Source organism: Galbitalea soli (genome assembly GCF_010686725.1).
Classification (GTDB): domain Bacteria; phylum Actinomycetota; class Actinomycetes; order Actinomycetales; family Microbacteriaceae; genus Galbitalea; species Galbitalea soli.
Window position 1 is genome coordinate 941,908 of sequence record NZ_JAAGWZ010000001.1, and the last position, 18,240, is coordinate 960,147.

Here is an 18,240-nt window from a genome sequence, read left to right on the forward strand (position 1 = left end):
GCCGCGACCGACGCGACTACGCGGTGAGGCCGAGGGCGTCCATCCGGCGCGTGTGGCCCGCGATCACCTCGGAGAACACGGGCTCGATGCGCGCCTCGTCGGAGTCGTGGTTGTCGGAGGCGCGGAGCACGGCCCGCGCCACGAGCATGGTGTCGCCGACGAGCCGCCGACCCCACAGAGCGAGCCGGGCGCCGAGACGGGGATTGGCGGCGATCGCCGCGGACAGCAGTTCGGCGAGCTGCTTCTCGCCCCGCGGTGCGGTGAAGATCGCCGTGACGCGCTCCCCCACCGGCTGGGGCAGCCCTTCCGCGACCCTCAGGAAGAAGTCGTCGAGAAAGCCCGCGGTGACGTAGCAGGTGATGAGCGACTCGAACCAGTCATTGCCCTGCGTGAATCGCTGGAAGCGGTCGATGTCGGGTGCGTCGGTGCGCATCGCGGCGCCGACGTCGCCGTGCTCGCGCTCGATCTCGGCGACGAGCGCCTGATAGGTGTCGAGTGAACGGGCCGCGGCCTCGCTGAGAGCGGCCTTCGCCTCGGTCGTCGGCGCGTTGGCGATCACACGGCTGAGATTCTCGAAGATGGTCAACTGCACGTAGGCGGCGTGCCCCAGGAACGACAGCGCGTCCGGGGTGAGCTCGGCGAGGTCGACGCGGGTGCTCGCGGCCGTGACCTGCGAGCGCGGCCGGAGACGGGGGGCATCGACCCGATTGCGACGTCGCCAGAACCAGTTCACCACGGCACCAAGCTTATGGGTCGGGCACCGTGACACGCGCCGTCGATGTCGCCTGGCCGCCTCCGCGCGGGAGGACCCGCTAAACTGAGCGCACTGCCCCCCATATCTGGCGGGGGCCTTACGCCCCAGGACAAAGCGGGCGTATCTCGTAACCTGACAGGGCTTTCTTTTGACATTCGCAGAACTCGGTATCGACCAGGACATGGTCGAGGCACTCGCTACCAAGGGCATCATCGAGCCCTTCCCCATTCAGGAGCAGACGATCCCGATGGGGCTCGCCGGCCAGGACATCATCGGTCAGGCCAAGACCGGCACCGGCAAGACCCTCGGATTCGGACTGCCGCTGCTGCAGTCCCTCGGCCTCGACCCCGAGCCCGGCGTCAAGGCGCTCGTCGTCGTGCCCACCCGGGAACTCTGCGTTCAGGTGGCGGAGGACCTCGAGCTCGCCTCGTCCAACCGCGCCACCAAGATCGTCGCGATCTACGGCGGCAAGGCCTACGAGGGTCAGGTGGAGCAGCTGAAGGCGGGCGCGCAGGTCGTCGTCGGCACTCCCGGACGACTCCTCGACCTCGCGAGCCAGCGCATGCTGTCGCTCAAAGACGTGAAGGTCATGGTGCTCGACGAGGCCGACAAGATGCTCGACCTCGGCTTCCTCTCCGACATCGAGAAGCTGTTCGCGCAGACCAGCCCGACCCGGCACACGATGCTGTTCTCGGCGACGATGCCCGGCCCGATCGTGGCGCTCGCCCGTCGCTTCATGAACCGCCCGATCCACATCCGCGCGACCGACCCCGACGAGGGCCTGACGCAGGCGAACATCAAGCACGTCATCTACCGCGCGCACAGCCTCGACAAGGACGAGGTCGTGTCGCGAATCCTGCAGGCCGAGGGCCGCGGCAAGACCGTCATCTTCACCCGCACCAAGCGGGCGGCGGCCAAGCTCGTCGAGGAGCTCAACGACCGCGGCTTCAACGCCGCCGCCGTGCACGGCGACCTCAACCAGGAGCAGCGCGAGCGCGCCATGGCTGCGTTCAAGGCGGGCAAGAAAGACATCCTGATCGCGACCGACGTCGCCGCACGCGGCATCGACGTCAATGACGTCACCCACGTCATCAACCACACGATCCCCGACGACCACGACACCTACCTGCACCGCGCGGGCCGCACGGGCCGTGCCGGCAAGACCGGCATCGCGGTCACCTTCGTCGACTGGGATGACCTGCACAAGTGGTCCCTCATCAACCGCGCCCTCGACATGGGTGTCCCCGAGCCGGTCGAGACCTACTCTTCGTCACCGCACCTCTTCACCGACCTGGACATCCCCGTGGGGTCGAAGGGGCGGCTCAAGCCGAGCCCGGTCCCCAAGGTGGAGGGTGCCGCCTCGCACCCGCCGCGCGAGCAGCGCTCGGGCGACCGCCAGCGCAGCCGCACCCGCGGTGGTTCCTCGCACTCCGGCACCACCAACACTGCGGCCGAGCAGAAGCCCGCCGGCGCCGGCACACACGACGGCACCACTCCGGCCCGCCGCCGGACCCGCCGTCGTCGCCCCTCCGGCGGCGCCCCCGCCGCGCCCACGAGCTAGCCCGGCCGAAGCCCCCGCGGCGGCCACGAGCTGGCCCGGCCAGCGCGCCCGCCGCGCCCACGAGTGAGCGGCCCGGCCGCGGCGCCCACGAGCGGGCAGCCCGGCCGACGCGGTCAACCGCGATGCGGTGCCGACCCGGTGCCCGCCGCGATGAGCAGCGCGAGCACCGCGGGGTCGGTCGTGTTCTCGGCGAGACGATTCGGCTTGCCCTCGCCGTGGTAGTCGCTCGACCCGGTGATCTGCAGGCCGAACTTCGCGGCGAGCTCCAGGAGCCGACGCTTGCCGTCCTCGGTGTTGTCGCGGTGGTGCACCTCGAGACCGAAGAGTCCGGCATCGACGAGGTCGCGCACGGCGCTCTCCTCGATGACGCGGTAGCGGCCGTGGGTGGCGGGATGGGCAAGCACGGGCACGCCGCCCGCTGCGACGATCATCCGCACGCCATCGAGCGGTGAGGGCGCGTAGTACTTCTCGTAGTACCCGCTGCGCCAGTGCAGGATCGTCTCGAAGGCGGCGCTGCGATCGGAGACATCGCCGTTCGCGACGAGGGCGTCCGCGATGTGCGGCCGCCCGATCGTGCCGCCGTCGATCGACTGCGCGAGCACGTCGTCCCAGGTGATCCCGTAGTCGCGCGAGATCCTCTCCACGATCCGCTCGGCGCGGTGCATTCGTCCATCGCGGATGCGTGCCGTCTCGGCCAGGATCGCCGGATCGCTCGGATCGAAGAGATAGGCGAGCATGTGCACGCTGGCCGGCCCGAAATTGGTGCTGAGCTCCATGCCGGGGATGACCGTCAGCCCGGTGCCGTCCGCCGCCTCGAACGCCTCCGCCCATCCCGCCGTCGAGTCGTGATCGGTGATGGCGACGGTGGAGAGGCCCGCGGCGACGGCCGCCTGGACCAGTTCGGTCGGGGTCTCCGTGCCGTCCGACACGCTGCTGTGCGCGTGCAGATCGATCGGGCCCTCGGGTGACATTCCCCCATCGTATTCGGCGGCGCCGCACTGCCCACTGTCACGACGAGTGCGTAGGCTCATCGGGTCATGATTCGCCGCATCCTCGCCGCTCTCGTCATCCTCGTCGTCGCGGCCGCCCTGCTCGTCGCGGTGTGGCCCGCCCCCTTCGGGCTGGAAGCGGCTCCGGTCGTCGCCCAGGTGGTCGCGCTGCGCGGGGTCGATGTCGCGATCGCCCTCGCGGGACTGCTGGTGTTCGCCATCATCGCCCTCCTCTCCCGCCGAGCACGCGGGTTCGCGGGCGTGATCGCCGCGTTGTTGCTGGTGTTCTGCCTCGCGAGTGTCGCGGTGCTGGGCAGTCGCGGATTCGTCTCCGTCGCCGCCCCCGCGAAGCGCTCCGGCGATATCACCGTTCTCTCCTGGAACACCAAGGGCGACGCGCCGGGTGCCGCCGCGATCGCGGAGACGGCGCTCGCCCAGCACGCCGACGTGATCGCCCTGCCGGAGTCGACACTCGCGCTGGGCAAGGCGATCGCGCTGCGCATGAAGGCGGCCGGGCATCCGATGTGGGTCTACTCGCGGTCGTTCGACTACATCGCCAAGTCGCGCTCCACGACCCTGCTCATCAGCGCCGCCCTCGGCACCTATACGGCGAAGGCGACGAGCCCCACGACCTCCGTACTGCCCACCGTGATCGCCACACCGGACGACGGCACCGGCCCGACTTTCATCGCGGTCCACGCCGTCTCCCCGATCCCGCGCGAGATGCGCAACTGGCGCAACGACCTCGCGTGGCTCTCGAGCACCTGCACGGGTGGCGACCTCATCATGGCGGGCGACTTCAACTCCACCCTCGACCAGTTGAACCCGCTGCGCAGCAGGGACGCCGACGACTTCGGTCGCTGCACCGATGCGGCACGTGTCGTGCACACCGCGGGGGTGGGCACGTGGCCGACCACCCTGCCACCGCTCCTCGGTGCGCCGATTGACCACGTGCTCTACGGCTCAGCGTGGCGCGCGAGCTCCGGCCACGTGATCACCACCGAGGACGGCTCGGGCAGCGACCATCGCCCGATCGTGATGACGCTGAGCCCGGCTCGGTGACGCTCGCTCGACTCGGTGTCGCTCGGCGGGGGCAGAATGGAGAGCATGGCTGAGTCTGAGGCGCCCCGCGCCACCGAGAACCGTTCGACCACCCCCGTCTCCTCGACGTTCAAGCAGTACATCTCCGAGCACTGGGCCGAGCGGGCGGATGCCCTGCCGCAGCCGCGCGAACAGGCTCCGTTCGCCGCCGCCCGCCGCGCCGCCATCTCCGCCCTGCACCCCGGCAAGCGACTCATCATCCCCGCGGGCGCCGCGAAGACGCGCTCGAACGACACCGACTACGCCTATCGCGCGCACTCCGCCTTCGCGCACCTCACCGGATGGGGCAGCGACTCGGTCGCGGGGAGCGTGCTCGTGCTCGAGCCCACGCCCGACGGGCACGACGCGACCCTGTACTTCCGCGAGGCGGCGGGACGCGACTCCGACGAGTTCTATGCCAACCCAGAGATCGGCGAGTTCTGGACGGGTCCGCGCCCGTCCCTCGCGCACGTCGCGGCCGACCTCGGGCTCGCCACGCGCGAGCTCGGCGCGCTCGGCGCCGTGATCGAGGCCGTCGATGCCGACACGGTCATCCTGCGAGACGGCGACCGCGACCTCACCGATCAGGTGGATGGCCGACGCCTGCTCGCGGCCGACACCGAGTCGCTCGAGACGGATGCCGACGCCGAACTGGCGCGAAACCTCTCAGAGCTGCGGCTCGTGAAGGACGCCTACGAGATCCGGCAGATGCGTCTCGCGGTCGCCGCGACGAAGCAGGGCTTCGACGACGTGATCGCCGATCTGGGCGAGATCACGGCGCATCCCCGCGGTGAGCGCCTCGTCGAGGGCACGTTCAATCGGCGCGCGCGGGCCGAGGGCAACACCGTGGGCTATGACACCATCGCGGCGAGCGGACCGCACGCGTGCATCCTGCACTGGACCCGCAACGACGGCCCCGTCGCTGCCGGGGACCTCATTCTCGTGGATGCCGGCATCGAGCTGGATTCGCTCTACACCGCCGACATCACGCGCACGCTGCCGGTCGGCGGAACCTTCACCGAGGTGCAGCGTCGCGTCTACGAGGCGGTGCGCGAGGCGGCCGACGCGGCCTTCGCGATCGTGCGACCGGGAATCCGGTTCCGGCAGATCCACGAGACCGCGATGGCGGTCATCGCCCGGCGCACGGCCGAGTGGGGCCTCCTGCCGGTGAGCGCCGAGGAGTCGCTCGACCCCGCGCAGCAGTACCACCGCCGCTACATGGTGCACGGTACGAGCCACCACCTCGGCATCGATGTGCACGATTGCGCGCAGGCGCGGCGCGAGCTCTACCTGGAGGGCGAACTCGAGGCGGGAATGGTGTTCACGATCGAGCCGGGCCTCTACTTTCAGCCGGACGATCTGACCGTGCCCGAGGAGTACCGCGGAATCGGGGTGCGGATCGAGGACAACATCCTCGTGACCGAGTCGGGCGCCGAGAACCTGTCGATCGCCATTCCCCGCACGGCCGACGAGGTGGAGGCGTGGCTCGCGCGGAACGGACGCGCTGGCTAGTCCAGCTCTGCCGCTCGGCTCAGCGCTTCCTGCGCCCGCACGATCTGGTCGGCCGGCACCACGACCTGGTAGTTGCTCGCGATCACCTGGTGGGTCGAAGTGAAGTCCCGGCGCCGCCGGTTGATCGCGAAGGTGCCCACACCGAAGAGCATGCCCGAGCCGGCACCGATGAGAATGGCCGCGAGCACGTACCCGACGTTGGGGGTGGTGGTGAAGATGAAGAACAGCAGGCCCGCGAACAGGCCGAACCAGGCCCCGCTCGCCGCGCCGGCCGCGGCCGCGCGTCCATAGGTGATCTTGCCGGTGACGCGTTCCACCGTCTTCAAGTCGTTGCCGACGATCGAGACCTTGGTCACGTCGAAGTCGGCCCGGGAGAGCTTCTCGACCGCGGCCTGCGCCTCCAGGTAGCTCTCGTAGGTGCCGAGAGCCTCCCCCTTGGGCAGTTCGGGACTCGATACGGGACGACGCGAAAACGGCGATGGGCTGGTCACCCGCCCATTGTTCCATGCGCGACTACGCTTGTACCCGTGAGCGCTACGAGAGTATTCGTTGCCCGCCTGGCCGGGAGCTCCGTTTTCGACCCCCAGGGCGACCGTATCGGCCGCGTCCGCGACGTACTCGTGGTCTACCGCAGCACCGACTCGCCCCGCGTCGTGGGCCTCATCGTCGAGGTCCCCGGCAAGCGCCGGGTGTTCCTCAACATCGGCCGGGTGACCAGCATCGGCTCCGGGCAGATCATCGCCTCCGGCGCGATCAACCTGCGTCGCTTCGAGCAGCGGGGCGGCGAGGTGCGGGTGATCGCCGAGATGCTGGGGCGCAAGGTGATGCTGCGCGGCCAGTCCGGCGAGGCCACCATCGAGGACGTCTCCATCGAGGAGCAGGGCCCCGGCGAGTGGGAGATCGCGCAGCTGTTCTGCCGGCGCCCCAAGACGACCGCCTCGCCCTTCGCGAAGGGACCGACCTCCTTCGTCAACTGGCGGGACGTGATCGAGAAGGCGTCGGCGGTCGGCGAGTCGCAGTCGGCCACCCAGCTCATCGCGAGCTACTCCGACCTGCTGCCGGCCGACCTCGCGAACGCGATGCTCGATCTGCCGGAGCAGCGCATGCTCGAGGTGGCGGAGGAGCTGTCGGATGACCGGCTCGCGGACGTGCTGGAGGAGATGCCCGAGACCGATCAGGTCGACATCCTCAACCAGCTCGACGACGCGCGCGCTGCCGACGTGCTCGACCAGATGCAGCCGGACGACGCGGCCGACCTCATCGCGCAGCTGAGCGATGAGCGCGGCGAGGCGCTCCTGGAACTCATGGAGCCGGAGGAGGCGGAGGACGTGCGCTTCCTGCTCTCCTACGGGCCCGACACGGCGGGTGGTCTCATGACCACTGAGCCGATCATCGTCTCCGCCGACACGACCGTGGCCGAGGGCCTCGCGCTCATCCGCCGCCACGAGCTCGCCCCGGCCCTCGGCGCGGCGGTCTGCGTGACTCTGCCGCCGTACGAGCCGCCGACCGGCCGATTCCTCGGGATGGTGCACTTCCAGCGGATGCTGCGCTACCCGCCCAACGAGCGGCTCGGCACGCTTCTCGACCAGAGCCTCGAACCGATCTCGGTTCACGCGCACGCGGCCGAGGTCGCGCGCATCCTCGCCAGCTACAACCTGGTCTCGGTGCCCGTGATCGATGAGAACCACCGTCTGGTCGGGGTGGTGACCATTGACGACGTCCTCGACTACCTGCTGCCCGATGACTGGCGAAGTACCGACCACGAGAGCAGTAGACCGTCGCGCTACAGCGACACTTCCACTTCGACCATTCCCGTGAAAACAAGGAGGACAGGCCATGGCACGCACTAGCCGCGACGACACCACGCGCCTCGACTCCCCGAAGGGTCTCCGCTCCAATTTCGTGCCCCGCTTCGAGAGCCGCGATCGCTTCGGGCGCTTCACCGAGTGGGTGGCCCGCAACATGGGAACCCCGTCGTTCCTGATCGGGCTCACGGTGTTCTGCATCGTCTGGATCTTCTACAACTTCACCGCTCCCGAAGCGTGGCGCTTCGACTCCTCGAAGTACGGGTTCACCGTGCTGACGCTGATCCTCTCGCTGCAGGCCTCCTACGCGGCACCCCTGATCCTGCTCGCGCAGAACCGACAGGATGACCGCGACCGCGTGCAGATCGAACAGGATCGCCAGCGCGCCGAACGCAACCTCAACGACACCGAGTACCTGGCACGCGAGGTGGTGAGCCTGCGGCTCGCCATCAAAGACATGGCGAGCAAGGACTTCATCCGGGCGGAGTTGCGCGGACTGCTGGAGGAGCTGGAGCGGGATCGCAGCGACAAGGAGAAGGAAGCGGTTGAGTAGCTCCGGGGCCGACGTCGAGCGAGCAGTCCGCACCGCGCTCGCCCGGGTGATCGACCCCGAGATCCGCCGCCCGATCACCGAACTCGACATGGTGGGCGGCGTGACCGTGGTCGAGGGGCGCGCGCGGGTGGAGATCCGGCTGACGATCGTCGGGTGCCCGGCCGCCGACCGCATCGAGTCCGACGTTCGTGCGGCAGTCGCCGCGGTTCCCGAGGTCACGGAGACGACCGTCGAGGTGTCGGTGATGACCCGCGAGCAACGGGATGCCCTCACCACCCGGCTCCGCGAGGGGCGGCCGAAGGCGCAGCAGTTCGGCCCCGACTCGCTCACCCGCGTCTACGCCGTGACGAGCGGCAAGGGCGGGGTCGGCAAGTCGACGCTCACGGCCGGACTGGGCGTGGCGCTCGCGAGGCGGGGCTTGCGCGTGGGAATCGTCGACGCCGACGTCTTCGGGTTCTCGATCCCCGGCATCCTCGGCGTGGAGGGCGTGAAACCGACCCAGTTGGGCGGGATGATCCTCCCTCCCGTCGCGCACGAGGTGAAAGTCATCTCGATCGGCATGTTCGTCGAGTCGTCGAGCACCGCCGTCGCCTGGCGCGGACCGATGCTGCACCGCACCATTCAGCAGTTCCTCACCGACGTGTTCTTCGGCGATCTGGACGTGCTCCTGCTCGATCTGCCACCGGGCACCGGCGATGTCGCGATCTCGGTCGGCCAGCTGCTCCCCCAGGCCGAGGTTCTCGTCGTCACGACGCCCCAGGCCGCGGCCGCCGATGTGGCGGTGCGCAGCGGGATGGTCGCGCGGCAGACGGGTCAGCGCGTGATCGGCGTGATCGAGAACATGTCGGGGCTGGCCCAGCCCGACGGCTCGGTGCTGGAGTTGTTCGGCCGGGGCGGGGGCGCGGAGACGGCGCGGAGACTGTCTGAGGGCGCCGAGGAGGTTCCGCTGCTCGCGACGATCCCGCTCAGCGTCGCACTCCGCGAGGGCGGCGACAGCGGGGCGCCCGTGGTGCTGACCGATCCGAGCGATGCGGCCGCCCGTGCGATCGACGCGCTCGCGGAGCGGCTCGCGACCCGGGCGCGCGGGCTGCAGGGGCGCCCGCTGGGGTTGTCGATCTCCTAGCGCCGAAGGCCGCGGGGTGGCGTAGGCCGAGCGGCTGCGCGGCTGTCGCGGCGTGGTGGCGCAGGGCGCGCGGCTGCGCGGCTGTCGAGCTGTGTGGCGTAGGGCGCGCGGCTACGCGCGGCGCGTGGGCACGCGACGGTAGTCGTCGCGCACGGCGACGACGATGGTGCCGATGATGGCCGCGGCAGAGAGTGCTGCGACGGTGATGATCTCGATCATGGGGTTCTCCTCTTCACTGGTGCAACCCCATTCCAGCCGACTCTATTCTTTAGCACAATCGAATGTTTCTGAATCAACTATGTAGGCTACCTACATGGATGTGCGCCGTCTCGAACTGCTCAGAGAGCTTGCCGAGCGGGGCAGTGTCACCGCCGTCGCGCGGGCGACGAATCGCACCGCGTCCGCCGTCTCGCAGCAGCTGAAGGTGCTCGAGCGGGAGGCGGGCATCGCGCTCACGGAGAAGGCCGGGCGCGGCATCCGCCTCACCGGTGCGGGCCGGATGCTCGCCCAGACCGCCACCGACGTCGCCGTCGCCCTCGAGCGCGCGGATGCCCTGTGGGAGGACTTCAAACGCGCCCCCGCCGGCGAGGTCACCCTGACCACGTTTCCGACCGGCGGGCAGATGCTGCTCCCCGGGCTGCTTGCCGCGGTCGCCGCGGTGCCCGGGCTGAGTCTGCTCTGCTCCGACCAGGACCCGGTACTTCCCGACTTCGCCGACCTCACTCCGGACTTCGACATCGTGCTCGCCGACGCCGGTGGAGTCATGCCGACCTGGCGCGACCGCGGACTCGTGGTGGTGCCGCTGCTGAACGAACCGCTCGATGTGGCACTGCCGGAGGGTCATCCGCTCGGGCGGAAGGCGACGCTCTCGCCGTCCGACGTGCGAGACGAGACCTGGATCGGCGTGCCGGTCGGGTTCCCGTTCGATCGCATCCTTCAGGAGATCGAGAATGCGAACGGCTCCCCGGCTCACGTCGCACAGCGCTTCGTCGACAACGGGATCGTCGAGACCCTTGTCGCGGCCGGGCACGGTATCGCGATCTTGCCGCGATTCACGACGCGCGACCGCGAAAACGGGCTGATCACGCGACCACTCACGGGAGTGCGCTCGCACCGGCAGGTCTTCGCTCTGATGCGACCCGACCGCGCCGTGCGACCCTCCGTGCGTCTCGTCGCGGACGCCCTCCGCGCCGAAGCGGCGCGTGTGCAGGAGTTCTACGAGTCCCTCTGAGTCGCCGGGTGTAGGTTGAGCCCATGTCCGGTTCTCTCCTCGACCGGTCGACCGCGACGGCGCTGGTCTCCGGCCTCTCGCGCTCCGGGTCGGCCACGGTTCCCGTCATCGCACCCTTCACCGGCAGCGTGCTGCACGAGCTGCCGACCAGTTCGGCGCACGACGTTCGCGATGCCGCCGCAACGGCCCGCATCGCGCAGACGGCGTGGCTCCGGTCGGGCTACGCGCACCGCCGGGCGGTGCTGCTCAAGGCGCACGACCTTCTGCTCGCCGATCGCGAGCGGCTGCTCGACGTGCTCCAGACCGAGACCGGCAAGACGCGCGGCCAGGCTTTCGAGGAGCTCTTCCAAGGGGCGGGTGTCACGCGCTACTACGCGGTGTCGGCGGCGCGGGTGCTGCGCGAGCAGCGACGGCGGGCGGGCATCCCGCTCGTGATGTCGACGACCGTGGCGTTCAAGCCGAAGGGCCTCGTCGGCGTCGTCACGCCGTGGAACTATCCGCTGAGTCTCGCCCTGATGGACGTGATCCCCGCCCTCGCCGCGGGCAATGCGGTCGTGCAGAAGGTCGATAACCAGGGTGCGCTCACGGTACTCGCCGCCCGTCAGGCGTTCATCGCCGCGGGACTCCCGAAGGCGCTGTGGGCCGTTGTCGCGGGCGATGGCGAGGAGATCGGCAACGCCGTGGTGGACGTCGCCGATTACGTCTGCTTCACCGGATCGACGGCCACCGGTACGCGCGTCGGCGTTCGTGCCGCGGGACGACTGATCGGCGCCTCGCTCGAGCTGGGCGGTAAGAACCCGCTCATCGTGCTCGGCGACGCCGATCCGACGGCCGCCGCCGAAAGCGCGGTGTACGCCTGCTTCTCGTCGATGGGCCAGCTGTGCGTGTCGATCGAGCGGATCTACGTGCACCGCGCGATCTCCGACGCGTTCATCCGGCAGTTCGTGGCGCGCGTGAACGCGCTGCGACAGGGCCCGGCACTCGACTACTCGACCGATGTCGGGTCGCTCACCTCGGCCGCACAGCTCGCGCGAGTGCAGGCTCACGTCGACGACGCGATCGAGAAGGGTGCGCTGCTCCTCGCCGGTGGCCGCGCCCGCCCCGAGCTCGGGCCGTACTTCTATGCGCCCACGGTGCTCGCCGAGGTGACGAGCGAGATGGAGTGCTTCGCGCACGAGACCTTCGGGCCCGTGGTCGCCATCAGCACCTTCAGCGACGAGGATGACGCGATTGCGGCCGCGAACGCCTCGGAGTTCGGCCTCAATGCCTCGGTCTTCTCACGCTCCGTCGCGCACGGTCGGCGAGTCGCCGCCCGCATCTCCGCCGGCAGCGTCAACATCAACGAGGGCTACCGCGGCAGCTTCTCGAGCCTCGATGCGCCCATGGGCGGCATGAAGCACTCGGGGCTCGGTCGCCGCAACGGGCCGGAGGGCCTGCTTCGTTTCGTGGATGCTCGCACCGTCTCGGCCGCCACCGGGCTCCTGGCCCTCCCCCGCACCGGCGCCGAGTTCGCCCGGTTGTCCGGTCCCATGCTGCTCCTGCTGAGGATTCTGAAGGCCCTCGGCCGGCGCTGAACCGCCCCGCTAGGTGGCTTCGCTGTCGAACGGTGCCGGTGTGCCGTTCAGCGCGGCCTCGCGCCGCGCCTGCGCCATCCGGCTCGTGGGCGGCGTGATCACCTGAACGGGCGTCTCGTCCTCGAGGAGAGCCTCGCGGATGATCCGCCGCGGGTCGTACTGCCGCGGGTCGAGCTTCTTCCAGTCGACCTCGTCGAACTCGGGGCCCATCTCCTCGCGCATGCGGTCCTTGGCGCCGTTCGCCAGGTCGCGCAGGGTGCGGATCATGCGCGCGAGCTGCTGGGCGGCGCGGGGCAGTCGCTCGGGGCCGAGGATGAACGCCGCGACGGCGCCGACCAGCAGCAACTTCTCGAACGTCAACCCAAGGAACACCCGCTCAGAATAGCCTCTCCCGCCGCGTGCTGACCCTAGGCTGGTGTCGCACAAGGAGTACACGTGGCCGAGAAGGAATTGAGCTGGAAGTTCGCAGAGGACTTCGTCGTCGAGAACGCCGACATCGCGCAGGCGAGGCAGCACTCGCTCGAATTGGGCGTTGAGCCCGTCAGCCCCGCTGTCGGCGCGCAGATCGCCGTCGTCGCAGCCGCGACGGGAGCACGATCGATGATCGAGGTCGGAACGGGTCTGGGCGTCAGCGGCCTGTGGCTCTTCCGCGGTGCGCCCGAGGCCACTCTCACCTCCATCGACATCGAGGTCGACTACCAGCAGCACGCCCGCCGGGCGTTCTCCGACGCCGGAATCACCGCCAACCGAGCGCGACTGATCGCGGGCCGCGCGCTCGATGTCCTCCCGCGCATGAACGAGGCGAGCTACGACATCGTTCTGGTCGACGCCGACGCGAACTCGGTGATCGAGTACGTCGAGCACGGCCTCCGCCTCGTGCGGGTCGGCGGCACGGTGCTCGTCACGCACGCGCTGTGGCGCGGGCACGTGGCGGATCCCGCTTGGCGCGATGAAACGGTCGCCGACTATCGAACGCTGCTCACAGAGATCGCGAGTTCGACGGCGGTGATCAGCGCGCTCTCGCCCGCGGGAGACGGATTGCTGCAGCTCACCCGCATCAGCGACTGAACGGGTGAGACCCCGCCGGATCGACCGGCGGAATCTCACCCGAAAAGGCGCTGGCTGCTAGCTCTGGACGACGCCCGCGAGTGCGTCGTGAAGCTCTTTGGCTTCGGCGTCGTTCACAGAGACGACGAGTCGCCCACCACCCTCGAGGGGCACTCGGACGATGATGAGGCGACCCTCTTTCACAGCCTCCATTGGGCCGTCACCGGTCCGCGGTTTCATGGCTGCCATGAGTAATCCCCTTTCACAAAGATACGTTTCTATTATCGTCTATTTCTCGAACACACGGAAAACGAGCGCGTTTCACCCGATCACGGCGGGGTCCAGTCGTAGCCGTCGTACCAGTAGCAGGCGTAGACCCAGGCGATCTGGCCGAGGGTGGCGAGCACGATCATCCCCGCCCGATACGCGCGCGACCGCGGGGCCGCGATCGCCCCCAGCAGCGGAAACGCGGGGATGAGCAGGCGGAACACGCTCGACTGCGGAAAGAAGACCGCGAGCAGGTAGATGACCCAGCTCGCTGTCCAGATGCGGAGTTCCGGCCCGAGCCGCCGCACGGCCGGGAGCAACAGCGCACCCGCGAAGCCCGCGATCAGCACGACGAGGAGAACGATCCCCCAGGGCTGCTGCGGAATCCACCAGTTCGCTCCCTGAATCCACGGAGTGAACGGAACCAGTTCGGTCCACCCGACATAGGGCTGGCGCCATGACAGCTCGGTGGCGGTGTAGGCGTTCGGCACCCCCGTCGCGAGGCCGGCGATCGCGGGCCAGGCGTAGCCGAGCGCGGCGCTGCCGAGAGTGGCGAGGACGGTCGCGCGCACCTCCCGGGGCGGGAACGGATCCTCGGCCCGTCGCAGCCATCGCGCGATCGCGTAGAGGCCGAGCGCGAGCGCGAACGGCAGCCCGGTCGGTCGGGTGAACGACATGACCGCGACGAAGACCATCATCAGTCCATAGCGCCGACGCTGAAGGAACAACAGAGCGCCCATGAGGAAGAACAGCTGCATCGATTCGGCGTACGCGACCTGGAAGATCGGCGAGAGCGGCGCGAAGAGCAGGAGCGCCACCGCGAACATCGCCTGACCCGGGTCCACGCGGGGCACGAGCAGCTGGCGGAAGAGCAGCGCAGAACCGAGCAGGAAGAGCGCGGAGACGATCGACCCGACCACGAAGAACAGGCCGATCGTGTGGGCGGTGAGGAGATCCACGAGCACGGGATACGCCGGCAGGAACGCCCACGCGTTCTGGTTGATGTGCCCGTCGGCGGTGAGCGGCAGGGTCGCCGGGTAGCCGCCCTGCGCCACGTAGCGATACCAGCCCGCATCCCAGAATCCGGCGAAGGAGAAGTAGTCGGGGTGGGCACCGGCCCAGAAGCTGGCGGGCTGGATCGCTGCGAAGACGAGCAGGATGCCCGTGCTCACGATCCGCGACGCCACGAACAACAACAGCACCTGGATCCACCACGGACGCGCGCGCAGTCGCGCCCACGCGCCGCCCGGCACGACCGGTATCGCCGTCGCGACGGAGTCAGTCACCGTGCCCGCTGAGCCATGATCGCAGCCCCGCCTCGCACGCGCTGATCTGTTCCACCGGAACGCGCTCGTCGTCGGCATGGGCCTTCATCGGATCGCCCGGACCGTAGTTGACGGCGGGCACACCGAGCGCCGAGAAGCGGGCGACGTCCGTCCAGCCGTACTTGGGCCGCGCGACCCCGCCGACCGCGGCGAGGAACTGCTGGGCGAGCGGGGCGTCGAGGCCGGGGCGGGCGCCCTCGGCGAGATCCACGACGGTGAGCTCGTAGCCGGGGAACAGCTCCCGCAGGTGGGCGATCGCCTCCTCCCCGCTCCGACTGGGCGCGAAACGATAGTTGACGTGCACCATCGCCTCGTCGGGGATGACGTTGCCGGCGACCCCGCCCGTGATCCCGACGGCGTTGAGACCCTCGCGATACACGAGCCCGTCGACCTCGACCTCGCGCGGCACGTAGTGGGCGAGCGTGTCGAGGAGGGGGGCGAGGTCGTGGATCGCGTTGTGCCCGACCCACGAGCGTGCCGAATGGGACCGCAGTCCGAATGCGCGCAGTTCCACCCGGAGGTTTCCGTTGCACCCGCCCTCGACGATCGAGTTGCTGGGCTCGCCCAGAATGGCGAAGTCGCCGGCCATGAGGTCGGGGCGATTGCGCGCGAGGCGCCCGAGTCCGTTGAGGGCCGCAGAGACCTCCTCGTGGTCGTACCAGATCCAGGTGATGTCGACGGGCGGCTCGGTCAGCTCGGCGGCGAGCTTGAGCTGCACCGCGACGCCCGCCTTCATGTCGACCGTGCCGCGCCCCCAGAGGTACTCGACGCCGTCCTCGGTCTCGTAACGGGTCGGCAGGTTGTCGTTGAGCGGCACCGTGTCGGTGTGACCAGCGATGACGACCCGCCGCGCGCGACCCAGGACGGTGCGGGCGACGACGGTGTCGCCGTCGCGGATGATCTCGAGATGCTGAGCGCCGGCAAGGCTGGCGACGATCGCGTCGGTCAGAAGACCCTCGTCGCCCGACACCGACTCGATGTCGCAGATCTGACGCGTCAGGTCGATCGAGGTGGCCTGCAGGTCGAGGACGGGAACGGCAGTCGATTCGCGAGTCGGCACCCCTCGATTCTAGGCTCCCCGCTGATCGGTACTCTTGTCGCATGACTTCCCGCGCCGCCTGGGGCTACGGCCTCGCCACCGTCGCCGACAACGGCACCGTGCTCGACACCTGGTTCCCCTCCCCCGTGCTCGGAACCCTGCCGGAGAAGACCGAGCGGTGGATCGCGCCGGCCGAGCTCGAGGCACTGCTGGGCACCGACCCGCGTCGAGCGGTGCGCATCGACTTCACGACGGTCGAGATCGATCTGGATGCCCCGCCCGCGTCGACCCCCGACGCCTACCTGCGCCTGCACCTGCTGTCGCACCTGCTCGTCGCGCCGAACACGATCAACCTCGACGGCATCTTCGGGCACCTCCCGATCGTGGCGTGGACCACGGCCGGCCCCGTTCACCCGGATGACCTCACGCGCCTTCGCCCGCTTCTGCAGCGCGCGGGCATCTCGGTGCACGGCATCGACAAGTTCCCGCGACTCCTCGACTACGTCACCCCGGCGCGGGTGCGGATCGCGGATGCCTCGCGCGTGCGTCTCGGCGCCCACCTCGCCCCCGGCACGACGGTCATGCACGAGGGCTTCGTCAACTTTAACGCGGGGACGCTCGGCACCTCGATGGTCGAGGGCCGCATCTCCCAGGGGGTCGTCGTGGGCGACGGCTCCGACATCGGCGGGGGTGCATCGATCATGGGCACGCTCTCCGGTGGCGGAACGGAGCGCGTCGCGATCGGCCGCCGCGCGCTGCTCGGTGCCAACGCCGGCATCGGTATCTCGATCGGCGACGACAGCGTCGTCGAGGCCGGCCTCTACGTGACCGCGGGAACGAAGGTCACCGTGCTGGGCGACGGTGAACCGCGCGTCGTCAAGGCGGTCGAGCTGAGCGGCGTCGCCGGCCTGCTCTTCCGGCGCAACTCACTCAGCGGTGCCGTCGAGGTCATCGCCCGTCGCGGAACGGGCATCACGCTCAACGCGCAGCTGCACGCCTGAACGCGCGAGGCTAGCGCTGCGGCCAGGCCCGCAGGGGCGGTCCGGTGTAGACCTGCTGCGGCCGACCGATCTTGGTCGCCGGGTCGTCGTTCATCTCGCGCCACTGAGCGATCCAGCCCGGCAGGCGCCCGATCGCGAAGAGCGGGGTGAACATGCGGGAGGGGAATCCCATCGCCTTGTAGATGACTCCGGTGTAGAAGTCGACATTGGGGTAGAGCTTCCGCGAGATGAAGTAGTCGTCGGCGAGCGCCACGGCCTCGAGCTCTTTGGCGATGTCGAGCAGGTCATCCTGAATGCCCAGCGACTGCAGCACCTCGTCGGCGCTCTCTTTGACGAGGCGCGCGCGGGGGTCGAAGTTCTTGTACACCCGGTGGCCAAAGCCCATCAGGCGCACGCCCTCCTCCTTGTTCTTCACGCGCTCAACGAACTTGGCCACGCCCTCGCCCGATGCCTTGATCTCGCCCAGCATCTTGAGCACGGCCTCGTTCGCGCCGCCGTGAAGGGGACCGTAGAGCGCGTTGATGCCGGCCGACACGGAGGCGAAGATGTTGGCCTCGGTCGAGCCGACGAGGCGAACCGTGGAGGTGGAGGCGTTCTGCTCGTGGTCTTCGTGCAGGATGAGCAGGCGGTCGAGGGCTTTGCTCAGCACCGGGTTCACCTGGTACGGCTCGGCCATGGTGCCGAAGTTGAGCTTGAGGAAGTTGTCGACGAAGCTGAGGCTGTTGTCGGGGTAGAGGAAGGCCTGGCCCAGGCTCTTCTTGTGCGCATACGCAGCGATGACGGGCAGCTTGGCGAGCAGGCGGATCGTCGAGATCTCGACCTGCTCGGGGTCGTGCACGTCGAGCGAATCCTGGTAGTAGGTCGACAGGGCCGACACCGCGCTCGACAGCACCGACATCGGGTGGGCGTTGTGCGGGAGGGCGTCGAAGAGGTGGCGCATGTCTTCGTGCAGGAGCGTGTGCCGGCGTACCTTCTCGTCGAACGCCGCGAGCTCGGAGGGGCTCGGCAGCTCCCCGTAGATGAGCAGCCAGGCCACCTCGAGGTAGGTGGAGTTCGCCGCGATGTCCTCGATCGCGTAGCCGCGATAGCGCAGGATTCCGGCGTCGCCGTCGATGTACGTGATGCTGCTCTTGGTGGCCGCGGTGTTGACGAAGCCGCCGTCGAGCGTGTTGAGGCCGGTCTGTCTGCTCAGCGATGAGATGTCGATGGCGTCACGACCGTCGACCGCGCGCACGATCGGAAAGTCTGCGGTGCCTCCGGGGAAATGCAGTGTGGCCTTGTCGGCGTTTTCGCTGGCAGCATCGTTCACCCTTACAGCCTAATTGGCACTCGGGTGTACCGTGACATCCGCTAAGAAGAGCGCGATTCCATTGGAGGAA

General features: G+C 69.1%; 18 protein-coding genes. 10 read left to right on the forward strand and 8 right to left on the reverse strand.

Annotated features, from left to right (window positions below):
- Window positions 1–16: 16 nt before the first annotated feature.
- Complete coding sequence (locus G3T37_RS04425) at window positions 17–736, reverse strand: ferritin-like fold-containing protein (RefSeq protein ID WP_163472228.1); 720 nt, start codon at window positions 734–736, stop codon at window positions 17–19.
- Window positions 737–902: 166 nt separating this feature from the next.
- Between G3T37_RS04425 and G3T37_RS04430 the strand changes: the two genes are divergently transcribed.
- Complete coding sequence (locus G3T37_RS04430; protein WP_163472229.1) at window positions 903–2,315, forward strand: DEAD/DEAH box helicase; 1,413 nt, start codon at window positions 903–905, stop codon at window positions 2,313–2,315.
- Window positions 2,316–2,428: 113 nt separating this feature from the next.
- Here G3T37_RS04430 and G3T37_RS04435 read toward each other — a convergent pair whose 3' ends face one another.
- On the reverse strand, window positions 2,429–3,286 hold the full coding sequence (locus G3T37_RS04435) for a PHP domain-containing protein (RefSeq protein ID WP_163472230.1): 858 nt from the start codon (window positions 3,284–3,286) through the stop codon (window positions 2,429–2,431).
- A 66-nt stretch (window positions 3,287–3,352) separates the two neighbouring features.
- On the opposite strand from G3T37_RS04435, the gene G3T37_RS04440 reads away from it, so the two are divergent.
- Both G3T37_RS04440 and G3T37_RS04445 read left to right on the forward strand, forming a co-directional pair.
- Window positions 3,353–4,366, forward strand: a complete 1,014-nt coding sequence (locus G3T37_RS04440) for an endonuclease/exonuclease/phosphatase family protein (protein WP_163472231.1) — start codon at window positions 3,353–3,355, stop codon at window positions 4,364–4,366.
- A gap of 45 nt (window positions 4,367–4,411) precedes the next feature.
- Entirely contained in the window at window positions 4,412–5,896 is a 1,485-nt protein-coding gene (locus G3T37_RS04445; RefSeq protein WP_163472232.1) for an aminopeptidase P family protein, read from the forward strand.
- Here G3T37_RS04445 and G3T37_RS04450 read toward each other — a convergent pair.
- Window positions 5,893–6,387 (reverse strand): general stress protein, encoded by a 495-nt coding sequence (locus G3T37_RS04450; protein ID WP_163472233.1) that lies wholly within the window; start codon window positions 6,385–6,387, stop codon window positions 5,893–5,895. The two genes, G3T37_RS04445 and G3T37_RS04450, sit on opposite strands and share 4 nt — an antisense overlap.
- 36 nt (window positions 6,388–6,423) lie before the next feature.
- Here G3T37_RS04450 and G3T37_RS04455 point away from each other — a divergent pair, with 36 nt between their 5' ends.
- From G3T37_RS04455 to G3T37_RS04475, 5 genes are all read left to right on the forward strand, one after another.
- Window positions 6,424–7,746, forward strand: coding sequence for a magnesium transporter MgtE N-terminal domain-containing protein (locus G3T37_RS04455; protein ID WP_163472234.1), 1,323 nt, complete (start codon window positions 6,424–6,426; stop codon window positions 7,744–7,746).
- Window positions 7,733–8,254, forward strand: coding sequence for a DUF1003 domain-containing protein (locus G3T37_RS04460; RefSeq protein ID WP_163472235.1), 522 nt, complete (start codon window positions 7,733–7,735; stop codon window positions 8,252–8,254). Before G3T37_RS04455 ends, G3T37_RS04460 begins: the two co-directional genes overlap by 14 nt.
- Window positions 8,247–9,377: an Mrp/NBP35 family ATP-binding protein gene (locus G3T37_RS04465; RefSeq protein ID WP_241732088.1), complete on the forward strand. Its 1,131-nt coding sequence runs from the start codon at window positions 8,247–8,249 to the stop codon at window positions 9,375–9,377. Before G3T37_RS04460 ends, G3T37_RS04465 begins: the two co-directional genes overlap by 8 nt.
- Window positions 9,378–9,690: 313 nt before the next feature.
- Window positions 9,691–10,608: a LysR family transcriptional regulator gene (locus G3T37_RS04470; RefSeq protein ID WP_163472236.1), complete on the forward strand. Its 918-nt coding sequence runs from the start codon at window positions 9,691–9,693 to the stop codon at window positions 10,606–10,608.
- A gap of 23 nt (window positions 10,609–10,631) precedes the next feature.
- Window positions 10,632–12,182 (forward strand): succinic semialdehyde dehydrogenase, encoded by a 1,551-nt coding sequence (locus G3T37_RS04475; protein WP_163472237.1) that lies wholly within the window; start codon window positions 10,632–10,634, stop codon window positions 12,180–12,182.
- A gap of 9 nt (window positions 12,183–12,191) precedes the next feature.
- Here G3T37_RS04475 and G3T37_RS04480 read toward each other — a convergent pair whose 3' ends face one another.
- Complete coding sequence (locus G3T37_RS04480) at window positions 12,192–12,554, reverse strand: twin-arginine translocase TatA/TatE family subunit (protein WP_163472238.1); 363 nt, start codon at window positions 12,552–12,554, stop codon at window positions 12,192–12,194.
- A 63-nt stretch (window positions 12,555–12,617) separates the two neighbouring features.
- Here G3T37_RS04480 and G3T37_RS04485 point away from each other — a divergent pair, with 63 nt between their 5' ends.
- Window positions 12,618–13,250 (forward strand): class I SAM-dependent methyltransferase, encoded by a 633-nt coding sequence (locus G3T37_RS04485; RefSeq protein WP_163472239.1) that lies wholly within the window; start codon window positions 12,618–12,620, stop codon window positions 13,248–13,250.
- Window positions 13,251–13,307: 57 nt separating this feature from the next.
- Here the strand turns inward: G3T37_RS04485 and G3T37_RS04490 are convergent, their stop codons facing one another.
- The 3 genes from G3T37_RS04490 to dapE form a co-directional block, all read right to left on the reverse strand.
- Window positions 13,308–13,478, reverse strand: coding sequence for a DUF3117 domain-containing protein (locus G3T37_RS04490; RefSeq protein WP_163472240.1), 171 nt, complete (start codon window positions 13,476–13,478; stop codon window positions 13,308–13,310).
- A gap of 80 nt (window positions 13,479–13,558) precedes the next feature.
- Window positions 13,559–14,782, reverse strand: coding sequence for a hypothetical protein (locus tag G3T37_RS04495; RefSeq protein WP_338401178.1), 1,224 nt, complete (start codon window positions 14,780–14,782; stop codon window positions 13,559–13,561).
- Window positions 14,775–15,881 carry a succinyl-diaminopimelate desuccinylase gene (gene dapE / locus G3T37_RS04500; protein WP_163472241.1) on the reverse strand — a complete coding sequence of 369 codons (1,107 nt, stop codon included), beginning with the start codon at window positions 15,879–15,881 and terminating at the stop codon, window positions 14,775–14,777. The genes G3T37_RS04495 and dapE overlap by 8 nt, the downstream gene beginning before the upstream one ends.
- A 41-nt stretch (window positions 15,882–15,922) precedes the next feature.
- Here dapE and dapD point away from each other — a divergent pair, with 41 nt between their 5' ends.
- On the forward strand, window positions 15,923–16,861 hold the full coding sequence (dapD, locus tag G3T37_RS04505) for a 2,3,4,5-tetrahydropyridine-2,6-dicarboxylate N-succinyltransferase (RefSeq protein ID WP_163472242.1): 939 nt from the start codon (window positions 15,923–15,925) through the stop codon (window positions 16,859–16,861).
- A gap of 10 nt (window positions 16,862–16,871) precedes the next feature.
- Here dapD and G3T37_RS04510 read toward each other — a convergent pair whose 3' ends face one another.
- Complete coding sequence (locus tag G3T37_RS04510; RefSeq protein WP_163472243.1) at window positions 16,872–18,170, reverse strand: citrate synthase; 1,299 nt, start codon at window positions 18,168–18,170, stop codon at window positions 16,872–16,874.
- Between the last annotated feature and the right edge of the window lie 70 nt (window positions 18,171–18,240).

Excerpts from the sequence above, each read along its gene's own strand:
- dapD (WP_163472242.1), top strand. The coding sequence starts at position 15,923 with ATGACTTCCCGCGCCGCCTGGGGCTACGGCCTCGCCACCGTCGCCGAC.
- G3T37_RS04445 (WP_163472232.1), top strand. The coding sequence starts at position 4,412 with ATGGCTGAGTCTGAGGCGCCCCGCGCCACCGAGAACCGTTCGACCACC.
- G3T37_RS04440 (WP_163472231.1), top strand. The coding sequence starts at position 3,353 with ATGATTCGCCGCATCCTCGCCGCTCTCGTCATCCTCGTCGTCGCGGCC.
- G3T37_RS04470 (WP_163472236.1), top strand. The coding sequence starts at position 9,691 with ATGGATGTGCGCCGTCTCGAACTGCTCAGAGAGCTTGCCGAGCGGGGC.
- G3T37_RS04475 (WP_163472237.1), top strand. The coding sequence starts at position 10,632 with ATGTCCGGTTCTCTCCTCGACCGGTCGACCGCGACGGCGCTGGTCTCC.
- G3T37_RS04460 (WP_163472235.1), top strand. The coding sequence starts at position 7,733 with ATGGCACGCACTAGCCGCGACGACACCACGCGCCTCGACTCCCCGAAG.
- G3T37_RS04435 (WP_163472230.1), bottom strand. The coding sequence starts at position 3,286 with ATGTCACCCGAGGGCCCGATCGATCTGCACGCGCACAGCAGCGTGTCG.
- G3T37_RS04490 (WP_163472240.1), bottom strand. The coding sequence starts at position 13,478 with ATGGCAGCCATGAAACCGCGGACCGGTGACGGCCCAATGGAGGCTGTG.